This window comes from Salmonella sp. FC25216 (assembly GCF_057751355.1).
The window spans coordinates 415,427-430,377 of the sequence record NZ_JBDGON010000001.1; the positions used below are offsets into that span (position 1 = coordinate 415,427).

General features: G+C 53.7%; 13 protein-coding genes and 1 pseudogene. 9 read left to right on the top strand and 5 right to left on the bottom strand.

Annotated elements, in window-relative coordinates:
* Positions 1 to 31 precede the first annotated feature (31 nt).
* The 3 genes from idnT to AC3G3F_RS01935 all read left to right on the top strand — a co-directional run bounded on the left by idnT (position 32) and on the right by AC3G3F_RS01935 (position 3,982).
* Entirely contained in the window at positions 32 to 1,351 is a 1,320-nt protein-coding gene (idnT, locus tag AC3G3F_RS01925) for a gnt-II system L-idonate transporter (RefSeq protein WP_053507703.1), read from the top strand.
* Positions 1,352 to 1,414: 63 nt separating this feature from the next.
* The gene (gene idnR / locus AC3G3F_RS01930) at positions 1,415 to 2,413 is read left to right on the top strand and encodes a DNA-binding transcriptional regulator IdnR (RefSeq protein ID WP_053529595.1); all 999 of its coding nucleotides are present in this window, start codon (positions 1,415 to 1,417) and stop codon (positions 2,411 to 2,413) included.
* Between the two features lie 66 nt (positions 2,414 to 2,479).
* Positions 2,480 to 3,982, top strand: coding sequence for a helicase HerA-like C-terminal domain-containing protein (locus tag AC3G3F_RS01935; RefSeq protein ID WP_053507657.1), 1,503 nt, complete (start codon positions 2,480 to 2,482; stop codon positions 3,980 to 3,982).
* A 99-nt stretch (positions 3,983 to 4,081) separates the two neighbouring features.
* Here the strand turns inward: AC3G3F_RS01935 and lptG are convergent, their stop codons facing one another.
* The 3 genes from lptG to AC3G3F_RS01950 form a co-directional block, all read right to left on the bottom strand.
* Positions 4,082 to 5,164: an LPS export ABC transporter permease LptG gene (gene lptG, locus AC3G3F_RS01940; RefSeq protein WP_001182242.1), complete on the bottom strand. Its 1,083-nt coding sequence runs from the start codon at positions 5,162 to 5,164 to the stop codon at positions 4,082 to 4,084.
* Positions 5,164 to 6,264, bottom strand: a complete 1,101-nt coding sequence (gene lptF, locus AC3G3F_RS01945) for an LPS export ABC transporter permease LptF (RefSeq protein ID WP_023182613.1) — start codon at positions 6,262 to 6,264, stop codon at positions 5,164 to 5,166. Before lptF ends, lptG begins: the two co-directional genes overlap by 1 nt.
* 63 nt (positions 6,265 to 6,327) lie before the next feature.
* The gene (locus tag AC3G3F_RS01950; protein ID WP_212724070.1) at positions 6,328 to 6,378 is read right to left on the bottom strand and encodes a hypothetical protein; all 51 of its coding nucleotides are present in this window, start codon (positions 6,376 to 6,378) and stop codon (positions 6,328 to 6,330) included.
* A 279-nt stretch (positions 6,379 to 6,657) separates the two neighbouring features.
* Between AC3G3F_RS01950 and pepA the strand changes: the two genes are divergently transcribed.
* From pepA to AC3G3F_RS01970, 4 genes are all read left to right on the top strand, one after another.
* Complete coding sequence (gene pepA, locus AC3G3F_RS01955) at positions 6,658 to 8,169, top strand: leucyl aminopeptidase (RefSeq protein ID WP_023248605.1); 1,512 nt, start codon at positions 6,658 to 6,660, stop codon at positions 8,167 to 8,169.
* Between the two features lie 98 nt (positions 8,170 to 8,267).
* Entirely contained in the window at positions 8,268 to 8,711 is a 444-nt protein-coding gene (gene holC / locus AC3G3F_RS01960; RefSeq protein ID WP_023248606.1) for a DNA polymerase III subunit chi, read from the top strand.
* Entirely contained in the window at positions 8,711 to 11,566 is a 2,856-nt protein-coding gene (locus AC3G3F_RS01965; RefSeq protein WP_053529596.1) for a valine--tRNA ligase, read from the top strand. Before holC ends, AC3G3F_RS01965 begins: the two co-directional genes overlap by 1 nt.
* A gap of 169 nt (positions 11,567 to 11,735) precedes the next feature.
* The gene (locus AC3G3F_RS01970) at positions 11,736 to 12,239 is read left to right on the top strand and encodes a GNAT family N-acetyltransferase (RefSeq protein WP_023248608.1); all 504 of its coding nucleotides are present in this window, start codon (positions 11,736 to 11,738) and stop codon (positions 12,237 to 12,239) included.
* Between the two features lie 235 nt (positions 12,240 to 12,474).
* Here the strand turns inward: AC3G3F_RS01970 and miaE are convergent.
* Positions 12,475 to 13,288: pseudogene (gene miaE, locus AC3G3F_RS01975) on the bottom strand (tRNA isopentenyl-2-thiomethyl-A-37 hydroxylase MiaE).
* Positions 13,289 to 13,299: 11 nt separating this feature from the next.
* Complete coding sequence (rraB, locus tag AC3G3F_RS01980) at positions 13,300 to 13,716, bottom strand: ribonuclease E inhibitor RraB (RefSeq protein ID WP_000002940.1); 417 nt, start codon at positions 13,714 to 13,716, stop codon at positions 13,300 to 13,302.
* A gap of 100 nt (positions 13,717 to 13,816) precedes the next feature.
* On the opposite strand from rraB, the gene argL reads away from it, so the two are divergent.
* Both argL and argF read left to right on the top strand, forming a co-directional pair.
* Complete coding sequence (argL, locus tag AC3G3F_RS01985) at positions 13,817 to 13,912, top strand: putative translational regulatory protein ArgL (RefSeq protein ID WP_394341729.1); 96 nt, start codon at positions 13,817 to 13,819, stop codon at positions 13,910 to 13,912.
* A complete protein-coding gene (argF, locus tag AC3G3F_RS01990) occupies positions 13,882 to 14,886 on the top strand; it encodes an ornithine carbamoyltransferase (protein ID WP_023180060.1) in 1,005 nt (334 codons plus the stop codon). The genes argL and argF overlap by 31 nt, the downstream gene beginning before the upstream one ends.
* Positions 14,887 to 14,951: the final 65 nt, after the last annotated feature.

Below are 14,951 nucleotides of genomic sequence, written 5' to 3' on the forward strand. Positions count from 1 at the left end.
TGCTATTTTGGCGCTGATAAGAGAGACGAATATGCCATTAATAATTATTGCGGCAGGCGTTGCGCTGCTGTTGGTCTTAATGATTGGCTTTAAAGTTAACGGCTTTATCGCCCTTGTTCTGGTTGCCGCCGTTGTGGGATTTGCCGAAGGGATGGGCGCACAAGATGTCCTGCACTCCATACAAAACGGAATTGGCAGTACTCTGGGCGGACTAGCCATGATCCTCGGTTTTGGCGCGATGCTGGGAAGATTAATTTCCGATACTGGCGCCGCGCAGCGCATTGCGACGACGCTCATTAATACGTTCGGCAAAAAACGCGTGCAATGGGCGCTGGTGATAACCGGGCTTATCGTCGGCCTGGCAATGTTTTTTGAAGTCGGATTCGTACTGCTGTTGCCGCTCGTTTTTACGATTGTGGCCTCATCGGGACTGCCATTGCTGTATGTCGGGGTTCCAATGGTCGCCGCCTTATCCGTTACGCACTGCTTCCTGCCGCCGCATCCCGGCCCTACCGCCATTGCGACAATTTTTGAGGCAAATCTCGGTACGACCCTGCTGTATGGGTTAATTATTACCATACCGACCGTGATTGTTGCCGGCCCTCTGTTTTCAAAATTGCTGGCGCGCTTTGAGAAAGCGCCGCCTGAAGGATTATTTAATCCTCATCTATTCAGTGAAGAAGAGATGCCGTCATTCTGGAACAGTATTTTTGCCGCCGTGATCCCGGTCATTCTGATGGCCATCGCAGCGGTATGTGAAATCACGCTACCAAAAACGAATGCCGTTCGGGTTTTCTTCGAATTTATCGGTAATCCGGCAGTAGCGTTGTTTATTGCCATTATCATCGCCATTTTTACGCTGGGCCGACGCAATGGGCGTACGGTTGAGCAGGTGATGGATATCGTCGGCGAGTCCATTGGCGCTATCGCGATGATTGTTTTTATCATCGCAGGCGGCGGCGCGTTTAAACAAGTGCTGGTGGATAGCGGCGTGGGCCAATATATCTCGCAATTAATGACCGGCACATCGCTATCTCCTTTATTAATGTGCTGGACGGTAGCCGCCGTGCTTCGTATTGCGTTAGGTTCCGCGACCGTGGCCGCGATTACCACCGCCGGCGTCGTATTGCCAATTATTAACGTAACCCACGCCGATCCGGCGTTAATGGTACTGGCGACAGGCGCGGGAAGCGTTATTGCATCACATGTTAACGATCCCGGTTTTTGGTTGTTTAAAGGGTATTTTAATCTTAGCGTCGGGGAAACCCTACGCACCTGGACCGTCATGGAAACATTGATCTCTGTCATGGGGCTGCTGGGCGTACTGGCGCTGAATGCGGTTCTGCATTAATTCATCATCCGCAGTCCAATTAACCATGGGGGCGACTTTCCCGCCCCCGGTACTGGAGAAACCATGAGGAATCACAGAATTTCTTTGCAGGATATCGCTACGCTTGCAGGCGTGACAAAAATGACGGTGAGCCGTTACATCCGCTCGCCGAAAAAAGTCGCCAGGGAAACCGGCGAGCGTATTGCGCAGATCATGGAGGAAATTAACTACATACCCAATCGCGCGCCAGCTATGTTGTTAAACGCGCAAAGTTACACTCTCGGCGTGCTGATCCCCTCTTTCCAGAACCAGTTGTTTGCCGACATTCTTGCCGGGATTGAATCCGTGACGTCGGGTCATAACTACCAAACTCTTATTGCGAATTACAATTACGATCGCGATTCGGAAGAAGAGTCCGTTATCAATTTACTGTCTTACAATATCGACGGCATTATTCTTTCAGAAAAATATCATACGCTCAGAACCGTCAAATTCCTGCGCTCAGCTACCCTTCCGATTGTAGAACTCATGGATATCCAGGGCGATCGGTTAGATATGGAAGTGGGGTTTGATAACCGTCAGGCCGCCTTTGATATGGTCAGCACCATGCTGGATAAACGCCAGCGGCGGAAAATCCTCTATCTGGGTTCAAAAGACGATATCCGTGATGAGCAGCGTTATCATGGCTACTGCGATGCGATGACGCGCCGGGGGCTGGCGCCGTTGCGCATCAATCCCCGCGCTATCTCCTCTATCCATCTGGGGATACAGCTAATGCGTGATGCGCTTACTGCACACCCGGACGTAGATGGCGTCTTTTGTACTAACGACGATATCGCAATGGGCGCTCTACTGTGGTGCCGCGAGCGTCAACTGGCCGTACCGGAGCAGATTTCCATCGCCGGATTCCACGGTCTGGAGATGGGCAGGCAAATGATACCGAGCCTCGCCAGTGTAATTACCCCTCGTTTTGAGATCGGGCGCAGGGCTGCGCAGATGTTGCTTAACAAAATTAAAAATAACGATCTCAACCATAATACGATTGATTTGGGTTATCAGATTTATCACGGCAACACATTATAAATTTTTTGCCCTACCCTTTCCCGCAGATTGCCTATACTCCAGGCAGAAAACGTGGAGAACATCTCAATGAGCGCACCTCTGTTAATTGCCCGCACGCCGGAAACGGAACTGTTTTTACTGCCGGAGATGGCTAATCGTCATGGGCTAATCACCGGCGCTACCGGCACCGGAAAAACCGTCACGCTCCAGAAAGTGGCAGAATCACTGTCAGGCATCGGCGTACCGGTGTTTATGGCAGATGTAAAAGGCGACTTAACCGGCGTGGCGCAAGAAGGGCTGGCGTCGGAGAAACTGCTCGCGCGGCTGAAAAATATCGGCGTGTCTGACTGGCAACCACACGCCAGCCCGGTCACGTTATGGGATATCTTTGGCGAGAAAGGGCATCCGCTGCGAGCGACGGTCTCCGATCTCGGGCCGTTGCTGCTTGCCCGATTGTTAAACCTGAACGAGGTACAATCCGGCGTACTGAATATCATTTTCCGCATCGCCGATGACCAGGGGTTATTACTGCTGGATTTCAAAGATCTACGGGCAATTACCCAGTATATCGGCGATAACGCCAAATCTTTCCAGAATCAGTATGGCAATATTAGCAGCGCTTCGGTCGGGGCAATCCAGCGCGGATTGCTTACGCTGGAGCAACAGGGCGCAGCGCACTTCTTCGGCGAGCCGATGCTGGATATCTACGACTGGATGCGCACCGATGCCAGCGGCAAAGGGATCATTAATATCCTCAGCGCGGAAAAACTCTACCAGATGCCGAAACTGTACGCCGCCAGCCTGCTGTGGATGCTCTCCGAACTTTACGAACAGTTACCGGAAGCCGGCGACCTGGAGAAACCGAAGCTGGTGTTTTTCTTCGACGAGGCACACCTGCTATTCAATGATGCTCCGCAGGTGCTGCTGGATAAAATCGAACAAGTTATCCGTCTGATCCGCTCGAAAGGCGTCGGCGTCTGGTTCGTCTCCCAAAACCCATCGGACATTCCAGACAACGTGCTCGGCCAGTTGGGCAATCGCGTCCAGCACGCTTTACGCGCCTTCACGCCGAAGGATCAGAAGGCGGTGAAAACCGCGGCGCAGACCATGCGCGCCAATCCGGCGTTTGATACGGAAAAAGCGATTCAGGAACTGGGCACCGGCGAGGCGCTGATCTCATTTTTAGATGCCAAAGGCAGCCCGTCGGTGGTAGAGCGGGCGATGGTTATCGCTCCCTGTTCACGTATGGGGCCAGTGACGGATGATGAGCGCAACGGGCTTATCAATCACTCTGCGCTGTACGGCAAGTATGAAGACGACGTTGACCGTGAGTCGGCATATGAAATGTTGCAAAAAGGCATTCAGGCCACTACTGAAAAACAAAATACCCCTCCGACAAAAGGTACGACACCCGCTGTAGACGGCAGTGTTCCTGGTGGGCTAAAGGAGATCCTGTTTGGCAGTACCGGACCGCGCGGCGGCAAGCGCGATGGCGTGATACAAAGTGTAGCCAAAAGCGCGGCGCGTCAGGTTACTCATCAAATCATTCGAGGAATGTTAGGCAGTCTGCTGGGTGGCAGAAGACGCTAACGGCAATGTGCCGGATGGCGGCGTAAACGCCTTATCCGGCCTACAAAGCTGTACTATGTAGGCCGGATAAGCGCAGCGCCCCCGGTACTATGCCGGATGCTATGACTTACGCAGCATTAGCCAGAGGCTAATCAGGAAGAACGAGGCGCTCGGCAACAGCGCGCCGACAATCGGCGGAATGCCATATACCAGCGTCAGCGGGCCAAAAATCTGGTCGAGGACGTAGAATACGAAGCCGAAGCTAATCCCCGTCACCACGCGCACGCCCATCGGTACGCTGCGTAGCGGCCCGAAAATAAATGACAGCGCCATCAGCATCATCACCGCCACGGAGAGCGGCTGGAAGATTTTACTCCACATATTGAGCTGATAACGCCCGGCGTCCTGTCCGCTCGACTTCAGATATTTAACATAGTTATGCAGACCGCTGATGGAAAGCGCATCCGGGTCCAGCGCCACCACGCCTAACTTATCCGGCGTCAAGTTCGTTTTCCAGGTGCCGCTCACCGTCTGCGAACCGGTGATCTGTTTCGGGTTTTGCAGATCGGACTCATCCACCTGCGACAAACGCCAGACCTTATGCTCCGGGTCAAATTTTGCCGAAGCGGCGTAACGCACCGACTGCAAACGACGCTGATCGTTGAAAGCGTAAATACTAATGCCGGCCAGCTCCTCGTCGCCCTTCACCCGTTCAATGTAGACAAAGTTATTCCCATCTTTCGCCCACAGACCTTGCTGGGTGGAAAGCAGCGAACCGCCATACATCGCCTGCGCACGGTAGTTACGCGCCATCTGCTCGCCCTGCGGGGCGACCCATTCGCCGATCGCCATGGTTAACAACACCAGGGGGATAGCCGTTTTCATCACCGACAGCGCCACCTGCATACGGGTGAAACCCGATGCCTGCATCACCACCAGTTCGCTACGCTGCGCCAGCATCCCCAGTCCCAGCAGCGCGCCAAGCAGCGCCGCCATAGGAAAGAAGATCTGGATATCCTTAGGTACGCTGAGCAAGGTGTACATACCCGCGCCCAGCGCGTCGTAGTTACCCTGCCCCGCTTTTTTCAGCTGATCGACAAACTTGATGATCCCGGAGAGCGACACCAGCATGAACAACGTCATCATGATGGTGGTAAAAATGGTTTTACCGATATAGCGGTCAAGTACACCAAATGGCTGCATTATACCGCTCCTTTACGCAGAAAGCGGGCACGCAGGCGGCGGACCGGCACCGTATCCCACAGGTTCAAACCAATCGCCAACGCCAGATAGATTAGGTTGACCACCCACATCCAGATAACCGGGTCCAGTTTACCTTTACCGCCATTCGATTTAATGGACGTCTGGATCAGGAAGAACAACAGATAAAGCAGCATGGCCGGCAGCATAGACAAGACCCGCCCCTGACGTGGATTCACCACGCTGAGCGGCACGACCATCAGCGCCATCATAAATACGGTAAAGACTAACGTGATACGCCAGTGCAGTTCGGCGCGAGCGCGATCGTTGTCGGTATTCCACAGCGTGCGCATGTCCATCTGGTCGGTATCGTTCGGGTCCAGCGCCACAGCCTGATGGCCAATAATCGCCTGATAGTTCTGAAAGTCGGTGATGCGAAAATCGCGTAGCAACGCCGTCCCTTCAAAGCGCGTCCCTTTGTTTAAGGTGACAACCTGGGAACCATCCCGCAACTGAGTCAAATGTCCGGAGTCGGCCACCACCACAGAAGGACGAGCATTGCCCTTAGGCCGAATTTGCGCAAGGAAAACATCGTGGAAGTCGCTGCCATCAACGCTTTCAATAAACAGCACCGAACTGCCGTTGGTCGCCTGCTGGAATTGTCCCTGCGCCAGCGCCGCCATACCGGGGTTCGCTTTCGCCTCCGCCAGCACTTCATCCTGGTGTTTCGACGACCAGGGGCCAGCCCACATTACGTTAACCGCCGCAAGGATACCGGTAAATAACGCCAGTACCATGGCGGCCTTTACCAGGACGGCTTTGCTCAAGCCGCAGGCGTGCATGACCGTAATTTCACTTTCGGTATACAGTTTGCCCAGCGTCATCAGAAGCCCCAGGAACAGGCTTAATGGCAGGATGAGCTGCGCCATTTCCGGTACGCCCAGCCCCAGAAGCGAGAGCACCAGATTTGCGGGAATATCGCCATCAACCGCCGCGCCGAGAATCCTCACTAACTTTTGACAAAAGAAGATCAAAAGCAAGATGAAGAGTATCGCCAGCTGGCTTTTGAGCGTCTCCCGCACCAGATATCTTATGATTATCACTTTAAATACGCCCGTAAAAACCCGTTTTTTTGCTGGAATTTAGCTTGTTTCATGGCTTAAACGTCATTTATTCTCTTGAGTCGTCGAAATCATCGCTAAGATCATTATACTCAGCGGATTCACCTCTCAGAACTTGTTCTGACGTGCCAATGCCGTAATAACGTTAAGATTAACACGAAGTCACCGCAACAGCGGACATGAGTTACGAAAGCTTTCAATTTCTATACTCTATGGATTTCGAGTTGCAGGCAGGCGGCAAGACTGTGAAGCCCCGGAGCTTACATCAGGTAAGTGACAGGGGTGAGCAGGCGCAGCCAACGCATCTGCAACTTGAAAGACGACGAGTATAGCTGTAGCCACCACTGTTGTCTTTAAGATTCAGGAGCATAGTGCATGGAGTTCAGTGTAAAAAGCGGTAGCCCGGAGAAACAGCGGAGTGCCTGCATTGTCGTGGGCGTCTTTGAACCGCGTCGCCTTTCTCCGATTGCAGAACAGCTCGACAAAATTAGCGACGGATACATCAGCGCATTGCTGCGTCGCGGCGAACTGGAAGGAAAACCGGGGCAGACTCTGTTGCTGCACCATGTTCCTAACGTTCTTTCCGAGCGAATCCTCCTCATTGGTTGCGGCAAAGAGCGCGAGCTTGATGAACGTCAGTATAAGCAGGTTATTCAGAAAACGATAAATACTCTGAATGATACCGGCTCAATGGAAGCCGTCTGCTTCCTGACCGAACTGCACGTTAAAGGCCGCAACAACTACTGGAAAGTGCGTCAGGCCGTCGAAACGGCCAAAGAGACGCTTTATAGCTTTGATCAACTCAAGACCAATAAAAGCGAGCCGCGCCGCCCGCTACGTAAAATGGTCTTTAATGTGCCAACCCGCCGTGAGCTCACCAGCGGCGAACGCGCCATCCAGCACGGTCTGGCCATCGCCGCCGGGATTAAGGCCGCGAAAGATCTCGGCAACATGCCGCCCAATATCTGTAACGCTGCCTACCTGGCGTCACAGGCGCGCCAGTTGGCCGACAGCTACAGCCAAAATGTCATTACTCGCGTGATCGGCGAACAGCAGATGCGCGAACTGGGAATGAACGCTTATCTGGCGGTCGGCCACGGTTCGCAGAACGAATCGCTGATGTCGGTTATTGAGTACAAGGGCAATCCATCCGAAGACGCGCGCCCGATCGTGCTGGTGGGTAAGGGCCTGACCTTCGACTCCGGCGGCATCTCCATCAAGCCATCTGAAGGGATGGACGAGATGAAGTACGACATGTGCGGCGCGGCGGCGGTGTACGGCGTGATGCGTATGGTCGCCGAACTTCAGCTACCGATCAACGTTATCGGCGTACTGGCGGGCTGTGAAAACATGCCGGGCGGACGCGCGTATCGTCCGGGCGACGTACTGACCACCATGTCCGGTCAGACGGTTGAAGTGCTGAATACCGATGCCGAAGGCCGTCTGGTTTTGTGCGATGTGCTGACCTACGTTGAACGCTTCGAGCCGGAAGCCGTTATTGACGTCGCGACGCTAACCGGTGCCTGCGTGATTGCGCTGGGCCATCACATTACCGGTCTGATGTCGAACCATAACCCGCTGGCGCATGAACTGATCGGCGCGTCCGAGCAGGCGGGCGACCGCGCGTGGCGTCTGCCGCTGGGCGATGAGTACCAGGAACAACTGGAGTCCAACTTTGCGGATATGGCGAACATTGGCGGGCGTCCTGGCGGTGCCATCACCGCGGGCTGCTTCCTGTCTCGCTTTACCCGTAAATACAACTGGGCGCACCTGGATATCGCCGGCACCGCCTGGCGCTCCGGCAAAGCGAAAGGCGCGACCGGTCGTCCGGTAGCGCTGCTGTCGCAGTTCCTGCTCAATCGCGCAGGTTTTAACGGCGAAGAGTAAGGTTGAAATTACCCCGCAGGCCGGATAAGCGCAGCGCCATCCAGCCTACGGGGCGCATCATGGCAATGCATTTAAATCCACCACAAGAAGCCCCATATATGAAAAATGCGACGTTCTATCTTCTGGACAATGACACCACCGCCGACGGTTTAAGCGCCGTTGAACAACTGGTGTGTGAAATTGCCGCAGAACGTTGGCGCGCCGGCAAGCGCGTGCTGATCGCCTGCGAAGACGAAAAGCAGGCCATTCGGCTGGATGAAGCTCTGTGGGCGAGACCGGCGGAAAGCTTTGTCCCGCACAATCTGGCAGGCGAAGGGCCACGCGGCGGCGCGCCAGTCGAAATCGCCTGGCCGCAAAAACGCAACAGCAGCCCGCGCGATATTTTAATCAGCCTGCGTACAAGCTTTGCAGATTTTGCCACCGCTTTCACAGAAGTGGTAGACTTCGTCCCTTACGAAGAAACTTTGAAACAACTGGCTCGCGAACGCTACAAAGCCTACCGCGTGGCTGGTTTTAACCTGAATACGGCAACCTGGAAATAATGGAAAAGACATATAATCCCCAAGATATCGAACAGCCGCTTTACGAGCACTGGGAAAAGCAGGGCTATTTCAAACCGAATGGCGATGAAAGCCAGGAGAGTTTCTGCATCATGATCCCGCCGCCGAACGTCACCGGCAGTTTGCATATGGGACATGCTTTCCAGCAAACCATCATGGATACGATGATCCGTTACCAGCGTATGCAGGGCAAAAACACCCTGTGGCAGGTCGGCACCGACCACGCCGGGATCGCGACCCAGATGGTGGTTGAACGCAAGATTGCCGCTGAAGAAGGTAAAACCCGTCACGATTACGGCCGCGATGCGTTTATCGACAAAATCTGGCAGTGGAAAGCGGAATCTGGCGGCACCATTACCCGCCAGATGCGCCGTCTCGGCAACTCAGTTGACTGGGAACGCGAGCGCTTCACCATGGACGAAGGCCTTTCCAATGCCGTGAAAGAAGTCTTTGTCCGCCTGTATAAAGAAGATCTGATCTACCGCGGCAAACGCCTGGTGAACTGGGACCCGAAACTGCGCACCGCCATCTCTGACCTTGAAGTGGAAAACCGCGAGTCGAAAGGCTCAATGTGGCACATCCGCTATCCACTGGCCGACGGTGCGAAAACCGCCGACGGTAAAGATTATCTGGTGGTCGCCACGACGCGTCCGGAAACCCTGCTGGGCGATACCGGCGTGGCAGTAAACCCGGAAGATCCGCGTTATAAAGACCTGATTGGCAAATTTGTGGTCCTGCCGCTGGTGAATCGCCGCATTCCGATTGTCGGCGATGAACACGCCGACATGGAAAAAGGCACCGGCTGCGTGAAGATCACTCCGGCGCACGACTTTAACGACTATGAAGTCGGTCGTCGTCACGCCCTGCCGATGATCAACATCCTGACCTTTGACGGCGACATTCGCGAAAGCGCGGAAGTGTTCGATACCAAAGGTGAAGAGTCCGATGTTTATTCCAGCGAGATTCCGGCTGAGTTCCAGAAACTGGAACGCTTTGCCGCGCGTAAAGCGATCGTCGCTGCCGTTGATGCACTGGGTTTGCTGGAAGAGATCAAACCACACGACCTGACCGTCCCTTATGGCGACCGCGGCGGCGTGGTCATTGAACCAATGCTGACCGACCAGTGGTACGTCCGTGCCGACGTGCTGGCTAAACCGGCGGTTGAAGCGGTTGAGAACGGCGACATTCAGTTCGTGCCGAAGCAGTACGAAAATATGTACTTCTCCTGGATGCGTGATATTCAGGACTGGTGTATCTCCCGTCAGCTATGGTGGGGCCACCGTATCCCGGCATGGTACGACGACGCGGGTAACGTCTACGTGGGCCGCAATGAAGATGAAGTACGCCAGGAAAATAACCTCGGCGCAGACGTTCAGCTCCGCCAGGACGATGACGTTCTCGACACCTGGTTCTCCTCCGCGCTGTGGACCTTCTCAACGCTGGGCTGGCCGGAAAACACCGACGCCCTGCGTCAGTTCCACCCGACCAGCGTGATGGTCTCCGGCTTCGACATCATCTTCTTCTGGATTGCCCGCATGATCATGATGACCATGCACTTCATCAAAGATGAAAACGGCAAACCGCAGGTACCGTTCCATACCGTCTACATGACCGGTCTGATTCGTGATGACGAAGGCCAGAAGATGTCCAAGTCCAAGGGCAACGTGATTGACCCGCTGGATATGGTGGACGGCATCTCCCTGCCGGAGCTGCTGGAAAAACGCACCGGCAATATGATGCAGCCGCAGATGGCGGAGAAAATCCGCAAGCGTACCGAAAAACAGTTCCCGAACGGCATCGAGCCGCACGGCACCGACGCCCTGCGCTTCACCCTGGCGGCGCTGGCCTCGACCGGTCGCGATATCAACTGGGATATGAAACGCCTGGAAGGTTACCGCAACTTCTGTAACAAGCTGTGGAACGCCAGCCGTTTCGTACTGATGAATACTGAAGGAAATGATTGCGGCTTCAACGGCGGCGAGATGACTCTGTCGCTGGCGGACCGCTGGATTCTGGCGGAATTCAACCAGACCATCAAGGCCTATCGCGACGCGCTGGACAGCTTCCGCTTCGATATCGCGGCGGGGATTCTGTATGAATTTACCTGGAACCAGTTCTGCGACTGGTATCTGGAACTGACCAAGCCGGTGATGAACGGCGGAACGGAAGCGGAACTGCGCGGCACGCGCCATACGCTGGTGACGGTACTGGAAGGTCTGCTGCGCCTGGCACACCCGATCATTCCGTTTATCACCGAAACCATCTGGCAGCGCGTGAAAGTGATTTGCGGTATCACTGCTGACACCATCATGCTACAGCCATTCCCGCAGTACAATGCGTCTCAGGTGGATGAAGTGGCGCTCGCCGATACCGAATGGCTGAAGCAGGCAATCATCGCCGTACGTAATATCCGCGCGGAAATGAACATCGCGCCGGGCAAGCCGCTGGAACTGTTGCTGCGCGGCTGTAGTGAAGAAGCCGTTCGTCGCGTCAATGACAACCGCAACTTCCTGCAAACTTTGGCGCGTCTGGAAAGCATCACCGTGCTGCCAGGCGATGATAAAGGTCCGGTTTCTGTAACCAAGATTATCGACGGCGCCGAACTGCTGATCCCGATGGCGGGCCTCATCAATAAAGACGATGAGCTGGCGCGTCTGGCGAAAGAAGTGGCGAAAATCGAAGGTGAGATTGCCCGTATTGAAGGCAAACTTTCCAACGAAGGTTTCGTCGCCCGCGCGCCGGAAGCGGTAATCGCTAAAGAGCGTGAAAAGCTGGAAGGTTACGCCGAAGCGAAAGCGAAGCTGATTGAGCAGCAGGCGGTCATCGCCGCGCTGTAAAGCTGTTTGCCGGATGGCGCTACGCTTATCCGGCCTACTGGCATCGCAGACGATAAAAGCCTCTGACGCATCTGCTCAGAGGCTTTTTATTGAATTATCATCGCTTGCGCTTCCCCTTACCGCAGTGGTATTAACTGCATATGTCTCACTTTTATGTCATGAGTTCACTATGAGTGCCATTACCTCCGTCGCAGCGACGCTGCGTCGAATTTCTGCCGATGATAACGCCGCAATTGCCCGCGTCATCCGTCAGGTTTCTGCGGAATACGGACTTACCGCCGATAAAGGTTATACCGTCGCCGACCCTAATCTGGATGAACTGCATCAGGTTTATAGTCAACCGGGCGCAGCCTATTGGGTGATAGAGCAAAACGGTAGCATAGTGGGTGGTGGTGGCGTGGCGCCATTATCCTGTAGCGAACCGGATATTTGTGAACTGCAAAAAATGTACTTTTTGCCGGTAATTCGTGGTCAGGGACTGGCGAAAAAGCTGGCGCTGATGGCGCTGGATCATGCTCGTGAACAGGGTTTTAAACGCTGCTATCTGGAAACGACGGCTTTTTTACGCGAGGCGATTGCGCTGTACGAACGTTTAGGGTTTGAACATATTAGCGAACCGCTCGGCTGCACCGGACATGTCGATTGCGAAGTGCGGATGTTAAAAGTACTGTAATTTCGCATCAGCAATGCATACATGGAATCTTACTACCTGCAATCCAAATATTGGACGGATTGCAGGTTATTTCTTTATCCGTTCCTTCAGACTTCATCACGTTAAGGCTGAATAACGGCAGATACTTTATTTAACGATAAATATAAAAAATAGCTATCATGTCTGCCTGGCGCAAAATGATGACTACTTCCACTTTCATCAATTTAAGATATTGTTCTCCTGGTCCGTGCGCCGTTTACCCGGCGACAGGCACGCCGCTATGAAAACGAAACTCGCGGTCTGGCGACAAGATAAGGTCGGCTTCCACGTCGCCAAAATAGCGCACGCGCGCAGAAATGTCCTCGTCGGAAATCTGCTGCGCCAGCGCCAGGTAATCCTGATAATGGCGCGCTTCGGATCGCAGGAGCGAGAGATAAAATGTCTGCAAATCATCATCCAGCCAGGGCGCCAGAGCGGCAAAACGTTCGCAGGAGCGGGCTTCGATATACGCCCCGCAAATCAGCTTATCAATTAAGGTGAGTGGTTCGTGCGTGCGTACCGTTTTCAACATTCCTTTCGCGTAGCGGCTGGCGGTGATTTTCACATAAGGAATGTTTCTGGCCTGCATGACCTCGCGTACCTGCCAAAAATGGTGCAACTCCTCTTTAATCAATAACACCATACGGTCGACAAGCTGACGTCCCCAGGGGTCATCAGTTTTCGGCATGACACTTTTGCTAATCTGTCGATGCAAGGCAACAAAATCCGGCTCCGATCCCTGACGAAACGCGAACGCCTCGTAAGGTTGCAACCAGGCGAGCAGCGCGTCGGTGCCCGATTTATCGGCGACATATTTACGCACTAACAGCAACGCGGTTTGCGCGGCCTTTAGTTCGCAGATCAAGTGATCGGTAAGCAGAAGAGGAAGATTTTGCGGATCGCGGGCCTGAACAATCCACGCCTGTGGCGTCGGGCAATGCAGGAAATTAAGCACCGGAGAGAGTATTTGCGGGTAATTCATACGTAACCTGTTGAAAAAAATACGACAGCAAATGCTGCCGTACCGTCATACTATTCAGCTTTAGTGACGCACGCCGTCGTCATCTTCATCGACATAATCGTCGTCATCCCCCTCTTCGCCGTTAGGGTCTTCGAAATAGGTTCCCCAACCGTCGTATTCAACATCATATTTTTCCGCCAGGTTCATCAGTTGCTCAACCTGAGCGTCGATGAGTTCGGCGTTCAACGCGCATTCGCTGAGGATATCGCAGCAAATGACCGTGTCACCCTCTTCCACTTCCAACTCTTCCGGCTCCGTCACTTCATAACCGAGTTTAAAGGCTTCTACCGCTGCTTTTTCCAACGTTTCGAAATCGTCGGCGGAAAGGTGATGCTCGATAGTGTACAGCGCGTCCGGATCGCTGCCGTCCTCGAGTAACTCTTCAATAATTAAACGCGTTTCTTCACGCTGTTCTTCCAGTAATTCCGGGTTTGCCATAGCTCATTCCTCGTAGATGTCCTGCCGATACTCTTATTGTCACACACCGCCGACGTTGCCTCCACCTTATCGAGAAAAGTTTTATCAAACAGGGTTGCAAATGAATAATCATCCATATAAAGTGAATTTTAATTCAACAAGAGGCCCAGGCCATGTGAGGGAAGTATGTCTACGTTTTACCAAAAACCTTTTTTAAAGTTACTTGATTTCACCGCCAGCGAACTCACTGCTCTGTTGCAGCTTGCCGCCAAACTGAAAGCCGATAAGAAAAACGGTAAAGAAGAACAAAAGTTGGTGGGTAAAAATATTGCGCTCATCTTCGAAAAAGACTCGACCCGTACACGATGCTCTTTCGAAGTTGCCGCATACGATCAGGGCGCGCGCGTAACATACCTGGGTTCCAGCGGTAGCCAGATCGGCCATAAAGAATCCATCAAAGATACCGCCCGCGTCCTGGGCCGGATGTTTGACGGTATCCAGTATCGAGGATATGGTCAGGAGATCGTCGAAACGCTGGCTGAATATTCCGGTGTGCCGGTATGGAACGGTTTAACCGATGAGTTTCACCCAACGCAATTATTGGCGGATCTGCTCACCATGCAGGAACATCTGCCGGGTAAAGCCTTTAACGAGATGACGTTGGTTTATGCCGGAGATGCGCGCAATAACATGGGCAACTCCATGCTGGAAGCCGCTGCGTTAACAGGGTTGGATCTCCGTCTGGTCGCGCCAAAAGCCTGTTGGCCGCAAGCCGCGTTAGTGGCGGAATGCAGCGCCATGGCGAAAAAGAACGGCGGCGCCATCACCCTGACTGAAGATATCGCCTCGGGCGTAAAAGGCGCGGATTTTATCTATACCGATGTTTGGGTCTCTATGGGCGAACCCAAAGAGAAATGGGCGGAGCGTATTGCCCTGCTGCGTGACTATCAGGTCAACAGCCAGATGATGGCGTTAACCGGCAATCCGCAGGTTAAGTTCCTGCATTGTCTGCCTGCGTTTCACGATGACGAAACCACGCTCGGCAAAAAAATGGCCGAAGAGTATGGTTTACATGGCGGGATGGAAGTGACCGACGAGGTTTTTGAGTCTGCGGCCAGCATTGTCTTTGATGAGGCGGAAAACCGAATGCATACCATCAAAGCGGTGATGGTAGCGACGCTGTCTAAATAAGGACGTTATGATGCCGGATGGCGGTTGTCCCACAAAATCGCAACGTGCAGGCGCCGCCATCCGGC